This window comes from Flavivirga spongiicola (assembly GCF_030540825.1).
GTDB classification, from domain to species: domain Bacteria; phylum Bacteroidota; class Bacteroidia; order Flavobacteriales; family Flavobacteriaceae; genus Flavivirga; species Flavivirga spongiicola.
Genome location: NZ_JAUOEO010000001.1, coordinates 963,395 through 982,754 on the forward strand (window position 1 = coordinate 963,395; position 19,360 = coordinate 982,754).

General features: G+C 31.7%; 17 protein-coding genes. 12 read left to right on the plus strand and 5 right to left on the minus strand.

Going from position 1 to position 19,360, the window contains the following annotated elements; translation table 11 throughout:
• Positions 1–87: 87 nt before the first annotated feature.
• The 3 genes from Q4Q47_RS03550 to Q4Q47_RS03560 all read right to left on the minus strand — a co-directional run bounded on the left by Q4Q47_RS03550 (position 88) and on the right by Q4Q47_RS03560 (position 4,343).
• Complete coding sequence (locus Q4Q47_RS03550; protein ID WP_303305281.1) at positions 88–966, minus strand: bifunctional 5,10-methylenetetrahydrofolate dehydrogenase/5,10-methenyltetrahydrofolate cyclohydrolase; 879 nt, start codon at positions 964–966, stop codon at positions 88–90.
• Between the two features lie 107 nt (positions 967–1,073).
• Complete coding sequence (ffh, locus tag Q4Q47_RS03555) at positions 1,074–2,402, minus strand: signal recognition particle protein (RefSeq protein WP_303305282.1); 1,329 nt, start codon at positions 2,400–2,402, stop codon at positions 1,074–1,076.
• Between the two features lie 189 nt (positions 2,403–2,591).
• Complete coding sequence (locus Q4Q47_RS03560) at positions 2,592–4,343, minus strand: hypothetical protein (RefSeq protein WP_303305283.1); 1,752 nt, start codon at positions 4,341–4,343, stop codon at positions 2,592–2,594.
• Between the two features lie 115 nt (positions 4,344–4,458).
• On the opposite strand from Q4Q47_RS03560, the gene Q4Q47_RS03565 reads away from it, so the two are divergent.
• The 10 genes from Q4Q47_RS03565 to Q4Q47_RS03610 all read left to right on the plus strand — a co-directional run bounded on the left by Q4Q47_RS03565 (position 4,459) and on the right by Q4Q47_RS03610 (position 12,728).
• On the plus strand, positions 4,459–4,974 hold the full coding sequence (locus tag Q4Q47_RS03565; RefSeq protein WP_303305284.1) for an RNA polymerase sigma factor: 516 nt from the start codon (positions 4,459–4,461) through the stop codon (positions 4,972–4,974).
• Positions 4,975–5,213: 239 nt separating this feature from the next.
• The gene (locus tag Q4Q47_RS03570) at positions 5,214–6,110 is read left to right on the plus strand and encodes a FecR family protein (protein WP_303305285.1); all 897 of its coding nucleotides are present in this window, start codon (positions 5,214–5,216) and stop codon (positions 6,108–6,110) included.
• Positions 6,103–8,451 carry a TonB-dependent receptor plug domain-containing protein gene (locus Q4Q47_RS03575; protein ID WP_303305286.1) on the plus strand — a complete coding sequence of 783 codons (2,349 nt, stop codon included), beginning with the start codon at positions 6,103–6,105 and terminating at the stop codon, positions 8,449–8,451. The genes Q4Q47_RS03570 and Q4Q47_RS03575 overlap by 8 nt, the downstream gene beginning before the upstream one ends.
• A gap of 17 nt (positions 8,452–8,468) precedes the next feature.
• The gene (locus Q4Q47_RS03580; protein ID WP_303305287.1) at positions 8,469–8,858 is read left to right on the plus strand and encodes a hypothetical protein; all 390 of its coding nucleotides are present in this window, start codon (positions 8,469–8,471) and stop codon (positions 8,856–8,858) included.
• Positions 8,859–8,929: 71 nt separating this feature from the next.
• Entirely contained in the window at positions 8,930–9,133 is a 204-nt protein-coding gene (locus Q4Q47_RS03585) for a hypothetical protein (RefSeq protein WP_303305288.1), read from the plus strand.
• A gap of 250 nt (positions 9,134–9,383) precedes the next feature.
• Positions 9,384–9,644, plus strand: coding sequence for a hypothetical protein (locus tag Q4Q47_RS03590; RefSeq protein ID WP_303305289.1), 261 nt, complete (start codon positions 9,384–9,386; stop codon positions 9,642–9,644).
• Complete coding sequence (locus Q4Q47_RS03595; RefSeq protein ID WP_303305290.1) at positions 9,641–10,021, plus strand: hypothetical protein; 381 nt, start codon at positions 9,641–9,643, stop codon at positions 10,019–10,021. The genes Q4Q47_RS03590 and Q4Q47_RS03595 overlap by 4 nt, the downstream gene beginning before the upstream one ends.
• Positions 10,022–10,191: 170 nt before the next feature.
• On the plus strand, positions 10,192–10,767 hold the full coding sequence (locus Q4Q47_RS03600) for a Crp/Fnr family transcriptional regulator (protein ID WP_303305291.1): 576 nt from the start codon (positions 10,192–10,194) through the stop codon (positions 10,765–10,767).
• Between the two features lie 52 nt (positions 10,768–10,819).
• Positions 10,820–12,028 carry a multidrug effflux MFS transporter gene (locus Q4Q47_RS03605; RefSeq protein ID WP_303305292.1) on the plus strand — a complete coding sequence of 403 codons (1,209 nt, stop codon included), beginning with the start codon at positions 10,820–10,822 and terminating at the stop codon, positions 12,026–12,028.
• The gene (locus Q4Q47_RS03610; RefSeq protein WP_303305293.1) at positions 12,009–12,728 is read left to right on the plus strand and encodes a GNAT family N-acetyltransferase; all 720 of its coding nucleotides are present in this window, start codon (positions 12,009–12,011) and stop codon (positions 12,726–12,728) included. Before Q4Q47_RS03605 ends, Q4Q47_RS03610 begins: the two co-directional genes overlap by 20 nt.
• Before the next feature lie 42 nt (positions 12,729–12,770).
• Here Q4Q47_RS03610 and argS read toward each other — a convergent pair whose 3' ends face one another.
• Positions 12,771–14,546, minus strand: a complete 1,776-nt coding sequence (argS, locus tag Q4Q47_RS03615; RefSeq protein WP_303305294.1) for an arginine--tRNA ligase — start codon at positions 14,544–14,546, stop codon at positions 12,771–12,773.
• A gap of 478 nt (positions 14,547–15,024) precedes the next feature.
• Here argS and Q4Q47_RS03620 point away from each other — a divergent pair, with 478 nt between their 5' ends.
• A complete protein-coding gene (locus Q4Q47_RS03620) occupies positions 15,025–17,097 on the plus strand; it encodes a tetratricopeptide repeat-containing sensor histidine kinase (RefSeq protein WP_303305295.1) in 2,073 nt (690 codons plus the stop codon).
• 2 nt (positions 17,098–17,099) lie between these two features.
• Here the strand turns inward: Q4Q47_RS03620 and ctlX are convergent, their stop codons facing one another.
• Entirely contained in the window at positions 17,100–18,035 is a 936-nt protein-coding gene (gene ctlX / locus Q4Q47_RS03625) for a citrulline utilization hydrolase CtlX (protein WP_303305296.1), read from the minus strand.
• Between the two features lie 367 nt (positions 18,036–18,402).
• Between ctlX and Q4Q47_RS03630 the strand changes: the two genes are divergently transcribed.
• Entirely contained in the window at positions 18,403–19,230 is an 828-nt protein-coding gene (locus Q4Q47_RS03630; protein ID WP_303305297.1) for a glycoside hydrolase family 16 protein, read from the plus strand.
• Positions 19,231–19,360 lie beyond the last annotated feature (130 nt).

The following is a 19,360-nucleotide window of genomic DNA, read 5'->3' on the forward strand; positions in this document are numbered from 1 at the left end:
GAAGCTGTGAAGAGTCTCTTATAATATAATGGTTGATTTTACAATAAATAATATAAGATTCTTCACTACGTTCTGAATGACAAGATATTATATATTATGTCTCTCTCGAGCAAGTAATGTATTTTTAAGCAACATAGCAATTGTCATTGGTCCTACGCCTCCTGGAACAGGTGTAATGTAGCTCGCTTTTTGACTAACATTAGCAAAATCGACATCTCCAACTATTCTATATCCTCTTGGTCTGGTTTCATCTATAACTCTTGTAATCCCAACATCTACGATAACGGCATCATCTTTAACCATTTCTGCCTTTAAGAAATTAGGAACTCCTAATGCTGAAATAATAATATCTGCTTGTGATGTGATTTGAGTGATATTTTTAGTATGGCTATGTGTTAAAGTTACTGTAGAGTTTCCAGGGAATCCTTTGCGACCCATTAAGATACTCATAGGTCTACCTACAATATGGGAACGCCCAATAACAACGGTATGTTTTCCTTTGGTTTCTACACCATAACGGTCTAGCAATTCCAAAATACCAAATGGTGTTGCCGGAATAAAAGTAGACATATCTAAAGCCATTTTACCAAAATTTGTAGGATGGAAACCATCTACATCTTTATCTGGATTAACAGCCAATAATATTTTTTGCTCATTAATTTGTGGAGGTAATGGCAACTGAACTATAAAACCATCAATCTCAGGGTTTTCATTAAGTTCTTTTATTTTTTCTAATAACTCTATTTCACTCGTCGTATTAGACATTTGCACCAAAGTAGATTCGAAACCAACGCGTTCACAAGCCTTCACTTTACTACCAACATAGGTTAAACTTGCTCCATCATTACCAACGATGATCGCTGCTAGATGAGGCACTTTTTCCCCTTTGTCTTTTATTTTCTGAACTTCAGCTGCAATTTCATTTTTAATATCATTACTTACTTTTTTTCCGTCTAAAATTGTCATTGTTTAGTGTTTGGTTGTTGGTGCTTTGTTATTGGTTGTTAATGAAGTTTTAAAAATAACTCCAATCTCTTCTGTCTTCTGTCTTCTGTCTTTTGTCCTTAAAAAACCTAACGCATCCCCTTCATCATTTGCATCATTTTTTTGCCTCCGCCTCCTTGCATCATCTTCATCATCTTACTCATTTGGTTAAATTGCTTTAATAACTGATTGATTTCTTGAACAGAAGTTCCCGAACCTTTTCCTATACGTATTTTTCTACTTGAATTTATAATCGACGGATTGCTTCTTTCTTTAGGTGTCATAGAATGAATAATAGCTTCAATACCTTTAAAAGCATCATCATCAATATCAATATCCTTCATCATTTTTCCAGCACCAGGAATCATACCCATAAGGTCTTTCATATTCCCCATTTTCTTAATCTGCTGAATTTGCTTCAGGAAATCATCAAAGCCAAATTGGTTTTTAGCTATTTTCTTTTGAAGTTTACGTGCTTCTTCTTCATCAAATTGTTCTTGGGCTCTTTCAACTAAAGAAACAACATCACCCATCCCAAGAATACGATCTGCCATACGCGATGGATAAAACACATCAATGGCTTCCATTTTTTCTCCTGTACCAATAAACTTAATGGGTTTGTTTACTACAGATTTTATAGAGATTGCCGCACCACCACGAGTATCGCCATCTAATTTTGTTAGTATAACACCATCAAAATTCAATACATCATTAAAGGATTTTGCAGTGTTAACCGCATCTTGCCCTGTCATAGAATCTACAACAAACAATGTTTCTTGTGGTTGAATAGCCTTGTGAATGTTTGATATTTCGGTCATCATAACCTCATCAACAGCTAAACGACCTGCAGTATCAATAATGACTACATTATATCCATTAGCTTTTGCATGGGCAATACCTGCTTTAGAAATTGCAACAGGATCATTATTTCCTCTATCACTAAAAACCTCTACGCCTATTTGATCTCCAACAACATGCAATTGATCGATCGCAGCTGGACGATACACATCACAGGCCACTAATAATGGTTTTTTAGTTTTCTTATTTTTAAGATAATTAGCGAGTTTACCAGAAAAAGTAGTCTTACCAGAACCTTGTAAACCGGACATTAAAATAACACTTGGCGTACCAGAAAGGTTAATACCTTCTGCATCACCTCCCATAAGTTCAGTTAACTCATCTTTTACGATTTTAACCATTAACTGACCTGGTTGTAATGTTGTTAAAACATTTTGACCAAGCGCTTTTTCTTTAACTCTTTTGGTAAATTCTTTGGCTATTTTAAAATTAACATCGGCATCAAGCAAGGCACGACGAACTTCCTTTAAAGTTTCAGCTACATTAACCTCTGTGATGCTTCCATGTCCTTTTAAAACGTGTAAGGCTTTATCTAATTTATCGCTTAAATTATTAAACATAATTTACTTTTAATTTTAAGAATGGCAAAGTTAATGATTTGAAGCGTATTAATAAAGTGGCTTATTATAAAAAATGGAATAAAAAAAGGCTATCAAATTGTATAATTTGACAGCCTTATAAAGGAAATATAGCTAATTAACCTAACTAACCGAAAGATAAGTTTTTCCTTTTTTTAATCAAAAACATAATTATTCTTTCTTTTCAAGAACCAATATGCGTTCTATTGCACCACTGGCATTGTAATCTTTTAATTCAATTCTATTAGGAGAGATTTCTTTAATTCTCCACCTGTGGTTTAAGTCATCAAATGGGGCATTATTTCCGAAAAACAATCCAAGATTTAAACCATCTTTTCTATATGATAACCAAGACCCGCTAAAAACACTCTCATTAGGATCGGTTACTTTTACTCTACCCGTTTCAATAAAGTCTAAAGTGTACATAAAGAATTCTTCTGTTTTATTTACATCTCCATCTTCATATAAAGCTACTTCCCATTCACCAGTAATAAGTACATCATCAATATAATTTAAATCTTCATCAGTGTTAGGACAATGTCTCTCTAAGATCATTTTATTATTAGCATTTTCAAGTTTAATTAAACCTGGCTCTAAGAATGTAATTAGCCATTCTAATTTTAAATCTGGCCTTCCTTCAAGGGTAATGCTTAAACCTATTCCAGCATTTCTTACTAATACTTCATAAGTTCCTTCAACTAACTCACCGTTAACTCTAATTTTAACAACATTTTCTGGTAAAAACTTTAAAGGAGTCCCTATATAATCTTTTTCATTATCCGCACCATCAACACTTAATCGTGCCACTCTCCATAAACATTCTTGTAAATAGTTTTCAACTCTTTCCTTAGTATGATCTATAACAACATCACAGTTTTTCTTCATGATGATTCTGTTACCTCCAACTTCATAAAGTTTAATTTTACCATATTCAATATCATACACAACCCACTCTAAAGTAAAATCTGCCAGTGTATCAAATTCTAACTTTAAAAGTGCTCCTCTATCTGTTACACGAGTACTCCATGTTCCTGTTAAAACATCTCCACCTCTTGCACGCATTACAACAACATTATCTTCTTTAAAGTTTAAAGCATACTCTTTATACTCTGCAGTATTATCCTGATTATTTCTTTTAAACTCATGAACAACCCAAGGGCATATTTTTAAATACTCATCTAAACGCTCTTTAGTAAAATCGTCATCACCATAATCATTATCATCATCTTCATCGCAAGTATCTTTTGCTTCTCTAATAGTGCTTTCTAATTCTTCATTATTATTTACAACAGTAGTAGAACCATCTGCATAAATCATAGTCACAGGAAAATTAAGACTCGCGAAAACATCGCCTTCTTTTATACGCTTGATGAAACGGTGTAATTCTCTATCATTTTCAATGGTGATAACATCTATAACTTGAAATGATGTATCATAAACTGAAAAAGATATTGGGTATTGAAAATCAATACATTCAATATCATCATCCGCTTCATTTTCACCTCTGCATTCTTCGATTAAATTTTCTAGGTCTTCACGATTATTAAGAACAATCTCTGAGTGATCGGCCAGAACAATAGTAATAGGGAAAACAATCTCTAGTTTGTCATCATCATCTTCAAACTTATTAAAGATCGCCTCAATGACTTTATAATCTTCTTTAGAATCAATAATAATTTCAAGACCATTAACAATAACGGTTACTGGTAATTCAACAGACAAACAACTTGCTTTATCAATAATGTTATCCGCAGATCCGTCCTTAGCAGACGTGGCGCTAATAAAACTTGTTAGCGTAGAATTAGCAACAAGAGCTTCACTTTCAGCAGGCGGTGTAATATCTATTACTTCGTCTTGACATGAAGTGAATAATAAAAAGGCAAAAAAAGGTATTAGTAATAATGTTCTCATTTTAGATTTCATGATATTTAATTTTGGGTTAAACATAGCTTTTTGAATATAAAACAGGATAACTTTAAAAATTCCTACCCTGTGTTTTCTTTTTTTTTAATTTAGCTGCACTAACCACCAATAATACATGACGAAACAACTACATGAAAACATTTGCGAAGAGCGTATATTTTCCTCCATTTTTAATAAACATTCTAAAGATTTACATAACTTTCTATACTATAAGTTTGGCGAACTGCTAAACCCGAAAGACAAAGTGCAGGAAGCTTTTGTTAAACTTTGGGAAAACTGTGCAAAGATTTCTCCAGAGAAGGCAAAAAGTTTTGTGTTTACTACTGCCAATAATTTAATGCTAAATGAAACAGCACACCAAAAAGTTGTTTTAAAGCATCGGCAAATCAAACCTAAAATGTCTACCAATGAGAGTCCTGAATTTATAATGCAGGAGAATGAATATAACGATAAGCTACAAAAAGCACTGGCTAATTTAACCGAAGCACAGCGTGTTGCTTTTATGATGAATAGAGTTGAAGGAAAACGTTTTAAGGAAATTGCAGAACTTTTAGACATTTCTACTAAAGCAGTTGAAAAACGTATTTATGGTGCTTTAGATAAATTACGGAAGGACATTAAAGAGTTGTAACGTGGTTGTTAATTGTTGGTTGTTGGTTGTTGGTTGTTGGTTGTTGGTTGTTGGTTGTTGGGAAATTAAATTTTTGGAATTTGGTTTTTAGTTTTTGTATCTTTTATTTTCTCGCAAAGACGCAAAGCCGCTAAGTAAAACTGAACACTGAACACTGAAATTTAAGCTTTTTGAAAAAAAAATTAAAATCAGGGTAGGAAAAAATAAAAGTTAACTGTTATATAGTTGTATAAGAAATCATGAACAGAGAAATTTTAATATCGAAATGGCTAAATAACGATCTAAATGATCAGGAACTTGAAGCGTTTAAAATGCTTGAAGATTATGATGATTTAGTGAAGTTAAACGAAGGCTTACAAGCTTTTAAAGTAGATGATTATAACACTTCTAAAGAACTAGATACTGTTTTAAACACTATTAAAAGCAGTAAAAAGCAATCAACTTATTGGTTTAAGCCATTAATGCGTGTTGCAGCCATACTTGCTATTTGTTTTGGCCTATATTATTACACGACTACTTTAGATACTACTATAACTACGGAGTTTGCTCAAAAAACAACCATAGAATTACCAGATGCTTCTAGTGTCTCCTTAAATGCAAAATCATTATTAATATTCAATAAAAAAGATTGGAAACATCATAGAGAAGTAGAACTTAATGGTGAAGCCTTTTTTAAAGTTGCTAAAGGGTCATCATTTAAAGTAAAAACAAAAACAGGGCTTATTACTGTTTACGGAACTCAATTTAATGTGAAACAATGGAACCATTATTTTGAGGTTATTTGCTACGAAGGTTTAGTTGGCGTTACTTACAATTCTCAAGAAAGAAAGTTAAATCCTGGTGACAGTTTTTTAATTATCGATGGGAAAATAATTGCTAAAGAAAAAGAAAACCGCTCACAGCCTTCGTGGTTAAGTAACGAAAGTACCTTTAAAAGTTCGCCTTATAAAACAGTTATCGCTGAATTTGAAAGACAATATGGCGTTGATATTACTTTAATGAATATTGATTCAGAGCAACTGTTTACAGGTAGTTTTGCTCATGATAATATAGATGTGGCTATAAAAGCAATTACCTTACCTTTACATGTAACTTATAGTAAAACAAACAATACTATAATATTAAAACGTGAATAGAAAAGGTATTCTTTCTCTTTTTTCTATATTATTTTTTTTGAATGTTACTAGCCTTAAAGCTCAAAGCATTCAAAAAGAAAAGCAATCACTTTTGGTTATTTTAAATACTCTTGAAGCACGTTACGACATCAGTTTTTCTTACGCAGACGAAACAATTAAAGATAAAGAAGTTGCCTTACCTAGTGAAGACTTAACTTTAGTTGCTCTCTTAGAATTTCTAAAAAAGAAAATCGAACTCGATTTTGAATTATTAGATAGTCGCTTCATAGCCATTAAACACTTGGAAAAAGAAAAGGGCGACTTCAGGGTACAAAAACTTAAAGAGGTTGTTGTTACTAATTACTTAACTAATGGTATTACCAAACTAAATGATGGTTCTATTACTATTAAACCTGAATCTTTTGGCATTCTTCCTGGCTTGATAGAACCCGATGTTTTACAAACTATTCAAGCCCTTCCCGGTGTTTTAAGTGCAGATGAAAAGATATCTAATATAAATGTTAGAGGAGGTACGCACGATCAAAATTTATTATTATGGGACGGCATAAAAATGTATCAATCTGGACATTTTTTTGGACTCATTTCTGCCTTCAACCCACACACAACTAAACGCGTTAATGTGTACAAAAATGGTACTAGTGCTAAATATGGCGATGGTATTTCGAGTATTATAGATATAGAATTACCAGATGATATTGATAACGAGTTTAAAGGTGGGATAGGTTTTAATTTGATTAATGCCGATGCTTATGCTAAAATTCCATTATCAAAAAAAACAGAACTGCAACTATCAACACGCCGTTCTGTGACTGACCTGATTGTAACACCTACATATGACCAATACCTTAAACGTGTTTTTGAAGATTCAGATTTTAGCCAATCTAGTAACAATACCATCTCTCAAAATGAGACGTTTTATTTTTATGATATTACAGCAAAGTTCTTATATGACATTTCTAAAAAAGACAAAATTAGATTTCATTTTTTTAACGTGAATAACAACTTAAATTACGAAGAATTATTAAGTAATAATGATAGAAATGAAGCTTTAGACAGTGAACTATCACAACGAAATTCGGCCATTGGATTAACCTATACAAGAGACTGGACTAATAAACTTACAACAACGTATCAAGTCTATGTTTCTAATTATGATTTGGATGCTACAAATTTTGACGTTTTTAATGACCAGCGGCTCATTCAGGAAAACGAAGTATATGACGGTTCTTCAAAATTTGATATTAATTACAAGCACAATCGCCAATTAAAAATAAATGGCGGCTACCAATTCTCTGAAGTTGGTATTAGTAATTTAGAAGACGTTAACAACCCTGCTTTTAGAAGCTATATTAAAAATGTTATTAGAAGTCATGCTATTTATGCAGAAACATCGCTTTTATCGAATAATGCCAAAACCAATCTAAAAATAGGGGGTCGTTTAAATTATATAAACAAGTTCAAATTATTTTTAGCAGAACCTAGACTAAGATTTAGTCAACGTTTTTTAAATAATTTCAAATTCGAAGTATTAGGTGAATTTAAACATCAAACGACTTCTCAAATTATCGATTTGCAAAATGACTTTTTAGGCATTGAAAATCGTCGATGGGTATTATCAAATAATAATAGTGATAACATCGTTATTAATGATAAAACGATCTACCCTGTTCCAGTGGTAAAAAGCAAACAACTATCGGCTGGTGTTCATTATAACAAAAACAAATTATTAATTAGTGCCGAAGGTTATATAAAAAAAGTAGATGGTATTATCACAAGAAGTCAAGGGTTCCAAAACCAATTTCAATTTATAAACAGTATAGGTAGTTATGAAATTCAAGGATTAGATTTCTTATTAAACAAACAGTTTGGAAATATTATAAGCAGCTGGTTTTCTTATTCTTATAGTAGTAACAATTATATATTCCCATCTCTAAACGATGGTAAAAAGTTTCCTAATAATGTAGATATCAGGCATACATTTTCTTTTGCCGGAACCTATACACAAAAGGCTATTAAATTAGCATTGGGACTCAATTGGCATTCTGGAAAACCTACTACACTTCCAGATACAAATGATAATCCAGATGATCGAGTTATTACTTACACTGCTCCTAACAGCAGTAATTTAGATGATTATTTACGGGCAGATTGTTCAGCTACTTATGCTTTTAATATTTCTGATACTGCACGAGCAACTCTTGGTGCATCCGTTTGGAATGTTTTAAATAAAAAAAATATTATAAATACGTATTATACTTTAGATGAAAATAATGAGATTAATACTGTTGAAAATGAGTCTTTGGGTATCACACCTAATATAAGTTTAAGAATCTATTTTTAAATGCTTATTTTTGTAATATGTTGTCCTTAAAAAGAATACAAAATATATTTAGCTATCTCGTTTTACTAATTACTTTAGTATCGTTTTCGGGGTTTACAAGTATTTCTTCTAATTACGAAAAACCACAGATCGAACTTCCTGTTAGCAAATATAGAAGTAGTCAATCTACAGTAAAACAACATAACCCTTTTACTAAAAAGTTTAAAAAGTTTAAAAAAGTAGCATACAACCAGTATCTTGTTTTTAGTTTTAAGTCCTTACTAAACATCCATACTTTTAACTTTAATATTACTTTAAAATCTCAAAAAGAAACTATTTTACAGTTTGAGAATTACAACAATCTTCTAGAGCAAAATCTTATTGCTCAAACACATACACGTAATTCTAAAAGCGTCTTCATAGAGTAAATCATTCTACTACCTGTTGTCAACACTCTGGCAATATTTCAATTTAATTTTTAATCTGTAACATCGTTTCGATGCTACATTTACTATTACCCATAATGAAGACTTTAAAAAAGGCATTAAGGCTTTTCGCTTTAATACTCATGATCGCTTTGGCATCTGTATTACCTGTACCTATAACTTTTTATAAAAAAGATAACCTTCCTAAATATACTATTGAGCTTGTTGAAAAAAAAGATGATGATACTGAAAGTGAGGATATTAAAGAGGTTTTTTGATTTTATCAAAAAACAACTTGATTTAGTTTATTTTCAGCTAAATATTTACACCTTATTGAAAATATGAGTAGAATATTAAAAGAAAGTCGAAGCTGTTATTATAGATGGCTTAGATACAGGTTTTCAAATTAAGTTTTATAAAAACGCCTTTAGACTCGTGAGTATTTATGTATATTTGGGTGTATATACACCCAATTATATATACACCAATGCACATATCCATACGTTGTAGCCAATTTGAAAAAAGCATTTGAACCAAGAATTAAAAAATACAGAAAAACGGAAAATTGAACTATTAACAACTAAAGAATGGTTCACTTTCTTTATTATTCCTGTTAATCCTAACTCACGTTTGAATTCAAAAAGTGCAAACCAAATTGAATACGAACGCTTTGAAAGATTTGGATTTGAAAAGAAAATGGAACAAGCAGATACTGCACGAATTGCTGGAGTTTTGTTTTACTTTTTTATAATCTTAATTGCAATTATTATTTATTACATAAAATTATGAGTTGGTCAATAGTTTTATTTAACTCAAACGAAAGGATTCCATCTGACTTGGATTTCGAAGAAAATATTCTCAAACCGATTTTATTTAGTGATATTCTGGAAAGGTCATTTTCAGAAATTAAATCGGACGAAAATCATAGAGAAATAAAAGGTCCTGATTTTTCGATTAACTTTTTCATTGATGACGAACCTACTGGAACAAAAATGCTGAATCTTTATGGAGAAAATGGACTTTTTGAACTGATTGAGTTAGCCAAAAAATATAAATGGCAAGTTTATGACACAAGTTTAAATGAATTTATAGATTTAGAGAATCCAAAAAATAACGGATTTGAAAATCACAAAAGATACGCTGAACAAATAATAAATCGGAAATAAAAACTGGCTACAACACCGTGTTCTATGAAAATCACGATCTGATAAGTCACAGGCTTTACAGAACAGAATCATTGTGACACAATCAAAACCACATCCTTTTCAGAAACATAAAATCCTAACACCTTAAACCTTTTTTATATTGCAAACTCAAATAGCTGTAAAATATTTAAATGAAAAACCTAAAAGAAGATTTAAAGAAAACAATTGATCTTGGTGATTCTGATTTAGAAAACATTCTCTCTAAATTTCAACCAAAATCGTTTAGGAAAAATGAGAAAATGACATCCTTTGGAAAGATCTCTAAATATTTTAAGTTTATTGACAGCGGACTTCTACGGGTGTACTTTATTGATAAACAAGCAAAAGAAATAACCATACAAATTGGAATCGAAAACATGTGGATAGGTGACATTCATAGTTTTTTAACCCAAACTCCTAGCCTATACCACATAGATATTCTTGAAGATACCACCATTTTACAAATTCATAAAACCGATTTAGAAACTTTATTTTTACAAGTGCCTATCATGGAGCGTTTTTTTGGACTAAAAGTCCAACGAGCTTATATTTCTCTTCAAGAACGAACCCTCCATCAATTGAATAAATCGGCAGAGGAACGTTATTTAGAATTCAAAAGGAAATATAATCATATAGAATCCCGTGTTCCTCAGTATATGATTGCTTCTTACCTTAATATTAGCCCCGAACATTTAAGTAAAGTCAGACATTTTTTAGCAAAAAAATAATTTCTTAATCTAGATTAAGGTTTTTGATTCAAGGAGTTTCGACTTTTGCCTTATGAAAAATCGAGAACTAGGTTTTATTGAATTTATTATATTAGTAGCACTCCTCATGGCATTGGTATCGGTCACCATCAATATGTTATTACCTGCCTTTCAAGATATTCTAAACGACTTTCAATTAAAAGATAAAAACAAAATTCAGCTAACTGTTTCTTTGCTGTATTTAGGCTTGGGGTTTAGCCAATTATTTTACGGAACCTTATCAGATACTATTGGACGAAAACCGAGTATCTATCATGGCTTAATTCTTTTTCTTTTAGGGTGTATCATTTCTTATGTATCCAACAATTTAAGCATTTTACTTATAGGACAGGTACTTCAAGGTATCGGTTTAGGAGCTCCAAGAGTGATAAGCGTAGCAATTGTCAGAGATAAATTTGAAGGACGAAGAATGGCTAGAGCCATGTCTTTTATCATGGTGATATATGTACTCATGCCGATTGTCTCCCCTATCTTAGGAAAGTCTATAATAATGATTAGTAATTGGCGAATTTTATTTATTATATATATCGGTTTGGGAATTTTGGTATTTCTATTATTCAAATATAGAATGCCAGAAACACTAGCTCCAGACAAACAAAAAAGCTTTTCGTTAAAGCATCTTTTCAAAGCGACTCAGGAAATCCTTAGCAACAAATATTCATTTACATATATCCTTATTCTTGGGTTATACTCAGGAGTATTTATCACATACCTCAACCTATCACAAGCTATTTTTGAATTTCAGTACCAATTAGGAAATCAATACCCATATTATTTTGCCTTTTTAGCTTGTAGCATTGGCTTGGCTTTATTTATCAATGGAAAATTAGTATTAAGTCTGGGTATGAAATTATTAACGGAAATTGCGATTCTTAGTAGTCTTTTTACAGCGATCCTTTTTTTTAGTATCAGTTATTTTATCCAGCCTTCTTTATGGTTATTTATAGTATTTATGTTCGTACAACTTTTCAGTTATGGGTTATTAGTTGGCAACTTAAATGCATTAGCAATGCAACCTTTAGGGCATATCGCAGGACTAGGTGCTTCTGTTGTAGGTGCCATATCCACCATTATATCCGTTCCGATGTCAATTTTTATTGGTAGTTTTTATAATAATACGACTTCTCCTATAGTTATAGCGTATTGTTTTATCGGAACCATGTCATTACTTATGCTTAATTTTATTAATCAACAATTTTCATATGGAAAACTTAATCGTTAATAACCTATTCGAATTCTATAAGCTTGTTGGCACTAGTAGTCAGTTTCTTAATTGTACGCAGCAATATTGTTATGTAAAAGCCGGCAATTTGTCTTGGCCGAACATTGTTTTTGATTTAAACGAGGAACAAGTAAATTACCAAAATCTGTACGATAAGATAAAAGCTAATGAAATATCTAATAAAGTATTCCTACTCCAGAACGAAACCATTGAAACGCAGTTATTGAATCATGACTTTAAACTGAGTTCTTCTATAATAGGCATGTATCTGGATTTAGATAAAGCAACTAAACCTGTCAATGATTTTTCTACGATATATCAAGTAGATAATAATACAACCGCTACAGAATTTGCCAGAATAGCTTCAAAAGCTTTTAATTACAAGATTCTTCCTTCTACTATAAAACCTTTGGTAGAGTGTCAAGAACTGAAATTATTTATAGGAAAACATCATGATGAATATGCCAGTTGCGGCATGTTATTATTAGACAAAAGAGGGATCTCTGGTTTGCACATGATTGGCACTTTACCTAAATACAGAGGTTTTGGACTAGGAAAAATAATGACCAATAAGTTATTATTTGAAGCCTATGAAAACGCAAGCCAACAAGCTGTACTGGGGGCATCGATTGCCGGAGAAAGAGTCTATTCTAAACTCGGATTTATAAAACAAGGTGATTTTAAAAGCTATGTAGTTTAAAATCCCCTTATGCTTTTCTAACTGTTAAACGAGTATAAAAAACTACATTCGTTCTGGTACATGAATTCCTAATAACCCAAATCCATTTTTAATCGTATTGGCCACCGTATTTGAAAGCTGTACTCTAAATGTTTTTTCGCTATCGCTATCTGCTCCTAAGATGGATACATTTTGATAAAAAGAATTGAATTCCTTAACCAAATCGTAAGTATAATTAGCAATTAATGCCGGGCTATGTTGTGCGGCTGCATTTTGCACAACCTCTGGAAACAATTGAATTTGTTTTAAAAGTTCTTTTTCTTTTGAATGCAATGCCATGGTGTCTATTGCAGTGTCGCTTACATTTGCTTTTCTTAGAATAGATTGAATTCTAGCATAAGTATACTGTATAAAAGGCCCTGTATTCCCTTGAAAATCGATTGATTCCTTAGGGTCAAATAAAATACGTTTTTTAGGATCTACTTTTAAGACATAATATTTTAGAGCTCCTAAACCAATGGTTTTATATAAAGCCTGCTTTTCATCATCAGAATAGCCATCAAGTTTCCCTAATTCTTCTGAAATCTCACCAGCGGTACTAGCCATATCATCAATTAAATCATCGGCATCAACCACAGTACCTTCTCTACTCTTCATCTTTCCGCTTGGCAAATCTACCATCCCATAACTTAAATGGTATAAATTTTTAGCCCATTCAAAACCAAGTTTCTTAAGAATTAAAAACAATACCTGAAAGTGATAATCTTGCTCGTTCCCAACCGTATAAACCAAACCACCAACATCTGGATAATCTTTAATACGTTGTATCGCCGTACCAATATCCTGAGTCATATAAACTGCTGTACCATCAGCACGCAATACAATTTTTTTATCTAATCCATCTTCGGTTAAATCACACCAAACAGAGCCGTCTTCTTCCTTATTAAAAACACCAGATCTTAATCCCTCTGCAACAAACTCTTTACCTAATAAATAGGTATTACTTTCATAATATAAGGTATCAAAATCTACTCCTAAATTTTTATAGGTTATATCAAACCCATCATATACCCAACCATTCATTTTCTTCCAAAGTGCCACTGTTTCTTCATCGCCTGCTTCCCATTTTAAAAGCATATCTTGAGCTTCTAATAAAATGGGAGCCTTTATTTTGGCTGCTTCCTCTGTTTCACCCGAGGCTACTAAACTCTGGATTTCCTTTTTATACTCCTGATCAAACCTTACATAATAATTCCCTACTAGTTTATCTCCTTTTAAACCCGTATTTTCTGGAGTTTCTTCATTTCCAAAACGTTTCCAGGCTAACATACTTTTACAAATATGAATCCCTCTATCGTTTATAATTTGAGTTTTGTAAACTTTTGTTCCAGCAGCTTTTAAAATTTCAGCAACGCTATAACCTAAAAGATTATTTCGTACATGTCCTAAATGTAATGGTTTGTTTGTGTTTGGTGAAGAATACTCAACCATCACCGCTTTTTCTTCCGCCGTTGGTGAAACAAAACCATAGGTTTCATTATTTTTTATACTATTAAAAAAATTGATATAATACGAATCGCTAATTTCAATATTCAAAAAACCTTTCACCACATTAAAAGCCTTAACATCTGCTACATTTTCCACTAAATAGTTACCTATAGTTTCTCCAATTTGCGCAGGGTTGCCTTTTACAAAACGTAACATTGGGAAAACAACAACAGTAATATCACCGGCAAACTCTTTTCTGGTTGCTTGAAATTCTACCGTTTCCAATTCTACATTAAAACTAAATTTTACAGCTTGCTTTACTTGATTAGATAAAGTCTCTTGAAGGCTCATTTTATAGTGGATTTTTAAGTGAGCAAAGATAAAACTTTTATTAAAGTATTAACCTCAAAATTAACCTTAATAAAAATGCCAATTCCTAAAATAAAACCTCAAATATTATTTGAAAGAAAAAACAAATAAAAACTTCATTTACAAGGTCTTACAAAAAAACCAGTAAAACACCAAAAAAAAAAATGCATTTCGTCGATAAAAACGCTCTTTTTCTATGATTCTTACCGTTCGTCTATTCGTCGATTTTTTTGTTAAATTCCCTATGTCCTTTTATCTAATTTATTGGTATTAAGACGCAGAAATTAGATTTTGATAGTGCTTTTTCCAATTTTTGTTTCGTAATGCTATTAATAAATCCATTTTTTGGAAATTTTAACACTAACAAATACGTTACAACTTAATAAAGCGATCTTACTTTCCCTCAAGTTTAAGACACATATTGATTATTGCTTGTTTATAGTTGTAATTTGAATGTTGTATGAGGAAAATAATTACTTTAATTATATTTTTATCCACGTTAATTGGTTATTCCCAAACCAATGATGTAGATAGCCTTGCAATAGAATTAGCTTTCCAAAGTCAAGATACCTTAAAAATACAAACATCATTAAAACTTATTAAGTCGCTTTACGATATAAATGACTATGATAAAGCTTTAAAATATATTATTGAAAGTGAGAAACTTTCCAATAATATAAATTATAATAAAGGTATTGCAGAGATCACTTATTACAAAGCATTAATTTATGCAAAAAAAGACGATTATATAAACGCAGTTAGTGGTTATGAAAAATCTAAAGCTTTATTTAATCAATTAAAGGACACGCTTGGAGTTGCTAAAGTAAATAACAGTATTGGTTTAATTGAAATTAAACGAGGGAATTACAACAAAGGGTTACAGTTCTCCCTTGCTGCTATTAAAGAGTTAGAAAAAAGACATTTAGTACATGACCTACGATTAGCCTATAGCAACTTAGCAGATGCATATTATAACATTAATGCTTACGATAAAGCGATAGAATTTTATTTAAAAGCCTTAAATGTTCAGGAACAGTTAAATGATGTTAAGGGAATCAATCAATCAAACAGTCAATTAGCTGAATTATATTCTTTTAAAAAGGAACACAGAAAAGCGATAGAGTATTACGAAAAAGTATTAGCCAACAAAGAGACAAGTAATGACTCTGTACGCGGAAGTATTTACTCTAAATTAGGGGGTGAATATTTAAAGTTTAACGATTATGATAATGCGGCTGATTATTTAGTAAAAGGTTTAAGGCTTAATAGACGTGGTCGTTATAAAGAGGGATTATTAACTGCTTTAAATAACCTTGGTGATTTAAATTTACAACAAGGTCAATTACTCACAGCTGAAAAGCAATTACTTGAAGCTGGCGCCATTGCAAAAAATATAGATAATAAAACGGAACTGCTTAAGCATTACAAATTGATGAAATCGTTAGATTCTATAAAAAAACGATTTGACAGAGCTTTTGTTTGGCAACGTCAATATTACGATTTAAAAAATAAGCTTAATAAAAATGAAGTAAAAATAGATTCAAAAACGGATGAACCTCTAGAACTTGAGCTAGATCCCGGTTTTGACAAACCAGTTATCAATAAACACGTAGTTGATCCTGTAACGAAAATAGAAACAGCTAAAACAAAAAAAGAGTTTGATAGATTTAAGCTAATTTTTTACGCTTTATTAGCAGCACTCGCTATTATGTCTACTTTTTTAGTTCTAATTTACCTGAAGCGTAATAACAATATAAAGTACACTCAAGAATTAGAAGAAAAAAACATTAAAATTGAATTACAAAACGTGGCATTTCAAGAGCAAACCAAGCACCTTGAAAATGTTAATAATGTAAAAGACAAACTATTTTCTATTGTTTCTCATGATCTAAAAGACTCTTTGTCTTCCATTAATGGTTTTATCGATTTACTTAAAGACGGTTCGTTGTCTAGAGAAGAGTTTGATAATTTAATTCCAGAATTAAGTGAAAACGCAAACAATGCATCATTATTATTGTTTAATTTATTAAACTGGTCTAAATCTCAAATGCAGTCCTTAGAGCCAAAGCCTAGTTTATTTGATATACAAGAAGTTTTTGAAGATAAGGTCAATCTTATTGAACAGCGTATGGAGAATAAAGGTATTACTTTAACCGACCATTCTTTACGTGACTTTGCTTATGCAGACAGAAGTATGTTTGAAATTGTTGTTCAGAACTTACTTGCAAATGCTTTAAAATTCTGTAAAAGTGGAGATACGATTACTATTTCGAACCATATCAGCAATGGGAGCTGTATTATAAGTATCGCGGATACAGGCATTGGTATTTCTAAACAAAACTTAGAAAAACTATTCAAAAACAGTTCTTTCACCACCGTTGGTACCAACAATGAAAAAGGTACTGGTTTAGGACTCTCTATTTGTAAAGAACTCATAGAATTGAATAATGGTAAAATTTGGGTTGAAAGCACACAAGGGGTAGGTAGTACATTCTATGTGCAATTGCCTAAGTCTAGACCTAATGAAGATTAAGATTAAGCTTTAGGTAAAAATACTTCTGCCATCATACAACGTGCGCTACCACCACCACAAGCTTCAATAGTATTTAAAGAACTTGATAATATTTTGGTATGTCTTTCTAAGCTTTCGATTTGTGATGCTGTTAAAGAATTATAAGCTGCTTGACTCATAATTAAATAACGGGCATCGTTAGCCCCTTTTACTTGCAGCATATTGCCTGCAAAATTATTCACCTGTGCTTCGGTGATATCAATAATCTCTTTATTATTTTCTTTTAAATGACCGATCACATTTTTGCGTTCTTTTTTGTCATCAATACTACTTAAACATATAACGGCAAAAGTTTCTCCTAAACACATCATAACATTAGTATGGTAAATAGCTTTGCGCACGCCATTTACTGTTTGATTTGAAGTAAATATTATCGGTGTATATTCAAAATCTTCACAAAATTCAATAAACAAATCTTCATCTGCTCTTGGAGACAATGCGCAATATGCTTTTCTGTTTTCACGATCTAACAACAAACTTCCGGTACCTTCAAGAAATACACTTTCTTCCTCGGCACTAGTATAATCAACAATATTATTTATTAGGAACCCATTTTCTTCCAAGGTATTCAAAATATCTTCACGACGCTCTAAACGTCTGTTTTCTGCAAACATTGGATATAAACCTACATCACCATTTTCATGAAACGACACCCAGTTATTTGGAAAAATAGAATCTGGCGTGTCTGCTACATCTGTATCATTAACAACTACAACATTCACTCCTATTCCTCTTAGTTTTTCAACATACGTATCAAATTCTTGCTGCGCTTTGGCATTAACCGTTTCTGGCAATAAATTATCAATTACTTTTTGATAATAGTTATTTACTGCAGTTTGTTCATTCATCCTAAAACCTATAGGGCGAATCATTAAAATGGTATTTGTAGTCTGTTGCATTTTATTAAAAATATTATGATGCAAAAGTATAACTATTTGAATTATTAAATACGTTTTTAATAAATGTAAAACTTAACTTTGCGTAGAAGAACAGATGATTTCGTTTTTTACGTTTGATAAAAATAAGAGGTATTAAGCCCTGGCCCCAGAAAATCGACCCAAGGGTCGAGGTATTAAACCTGAGATCCTGCTAGATACCAAAGCAAGTTCAGCACATGAAGCGAGATTAGTCTGCCACGACAAAGGCGTGGTTCAACTAACTGTTTTGACGCAACTTTTCAAAACAGGATTTTCCTGCCACGAAATAAACGTGGACTAATAATACAAATAGTTAAAGAACATTATTTTTAATTAACTTGAAAAAGAAATGAAAAAGTACTACTGGTTAATATCAATATTAACGATTTTTTTAGTCAATTGTAAAGAAGTCCCTTCTGATATCGTTGATTCATATATTTATTTACAAAAAAATGGTAGAGACAGGATGGATTGGCGCATTATTTGGGAAGACCATTTTGATAACGCTAAGCTAGACACAACCAAATGGACTCGAATTCCACCTAATAATGCAGATTGGGGCAAACATATGACTAGTAATCAACAATGTTATTCTATTTCAAATGGAAACTTATTTTTAAAAGGGATTATCAACCAAGATACTTTGAACGATCCGAGACCTTTTTTAACAGGAGGTATATATAGCAAAGGTAAATTTGCATTTCAATACGGTAAGATTGAGATTCGTGCAAAACTTGAGAGTGCTCAAGGTGCTTGGCCCGCCATATGGATGTTAGCCGAACAAAAGAAATATGGTGCTTATCCAAGAAATGGAGAAATTGATATTATGGAACACCTTAATTTTGACGATATCATCTACCAAACAACACACTCCTATTACACATTAGAATTAAAACAAAAAGAAACACCACCGCACCATGGAACCACAAAAGTAGATACTTCCCGTTTTAATACTTATGGTCTGGAATGGTATCCAGATAAATTAGTATTTACTTTAAATGATGAAGAAACTTTTATATATCCAAGAGTAAAAGGGGTAGATTCGTCCCAATGGCCGTATGATCAACCCTTTTATGTTTTAATAGACCAACAACTTGGAGGGGCTTGGGTTGGTAAAGTGAACCCCGATAATCTACCGGTTCAAATGATTATAGACTTTGTAAAAGTTTATCAATAATTTCGTGTAAATAATACAATCAGAACTTCTATTTATAGTTTCACCAAATTAAAGTTAGGAATTGTTAACTCTACGTATGTGATAAATAAAAGCATCAAAAAAGTCCAGTTATTCAGTGCTTAGCACTGAT

What these genes read in the sequence shown, in the direction of transcription:
- Q4Q47_RS03550 (WP_303305281.1), bottom strand. Translation starts at nt 966, where the DNA reads ATGACAATTTTAGACGGAAAAAAAGTAAGTAATGATATTAAAAATGAA.
- ffh (WP_303305282.1), bottom strand. Translation starts at nt 2,402, where the DNA reads ATGTTTAATAATTTAAGCGATAAATTAGATAAAGCCTTACACGTTTTA.
- Q4Q47_RS03560 (WP_303305283.1), bottom strand. Translation starts at nt 4,343, where the DNA reads ATGAAATCTAAAATGAGAACATTATTACTAATACCTTTTTTTGCCTTT.
- Q4Q47_RS03565 (WP_303305284.1), top strand. Translation starts at nt 4,459, where the DNA reads ATGACGAAACAACTACATGAAAACATTTGCGAAGAGCGTATATTTTCC.
- Q4Q47_RS03570 (WP_303305285.1), top strand. Translation starts at nt 5,214, where the DNA reads ATGAACAGAGAAATTTTAATATCGAAATGGCTAAATAACGATCTAAAT.
- Q4Q47_RS03580 (WP_303305287.1), top strand. Translation starts at nt 8,469, where the DNA reads ATGTTGTCCTTAAAAAGAATACAAAATATATTTAGCTATCTCGTTTTA.
- Q4Q47_RS03585 (WP_303305288.1), top strand. Translation starts at nt 8,930, where the DNA reads ATGCTACATTTACTATTACCCATAATGAAGACTTTAAAAAAGGCATTA.
- Q4Q47_RS03595 (WP_303305290.1), top strand. Translation starts at nt 9,641, where the DNA reads ATGAGTTGGTCAATAGTTTTATTTAACTCAAACGAAAGGATTCCATCT.
- Q4Q47_RS03600 (WP_303305291.1), top strand. Translation starts at nt 10,192, where the DNA reads ATGAAAAACCTAAAAGAAGATTTAAAGAAAACAATTGATCTTGGTGAT.
- Q4Q47_RS03605 (WP_303305292.1), top strand. Translation starts at nt 10,820, where the DNA reads ATGAAAAATCGAGAACTAGGTTTTATTGAATTTATTATATTAGTAGCA.
- Q4Q47_RS03610 (WP_303305293.1), top strand. Translation starts at nt 12,009, where the DNA reads ATGGAAAACTTAATCGTTAATAACCTATTCGAATTCTATAAGCTTGTT.
- argS (WP_303305294.1), bottom strand. Translation starts at nt 14,546, where the DNA reads ATGAGCCTTCAAGAGACTTTATCTAATCAAGTAAAGCAAGCTGTAAAA.
- Q4Q47_RS03620 (WP_303305295.1), top strand. Translation starts at nt 15,025, where the DNA reads ATGAGGAAAATAATTACTTTAATTATATTTTTATCCACGTTAATTGGT.
- ctlX (WP_303305296.1), bottom strand. Translation starts at nt 18,035, where the DNA reads ATGCAACAGACTACAAATACCATTTTAATGATTCGCCCTATAGGTTTT.
- Q4Q47_RS03630 (WP_303305297.1), top strand. Translation starts at nt 18,403, where the DNA reads ATGAAAAAGTACTACTGGTTAATATCAATATTAACGATTTTTTTAGTC.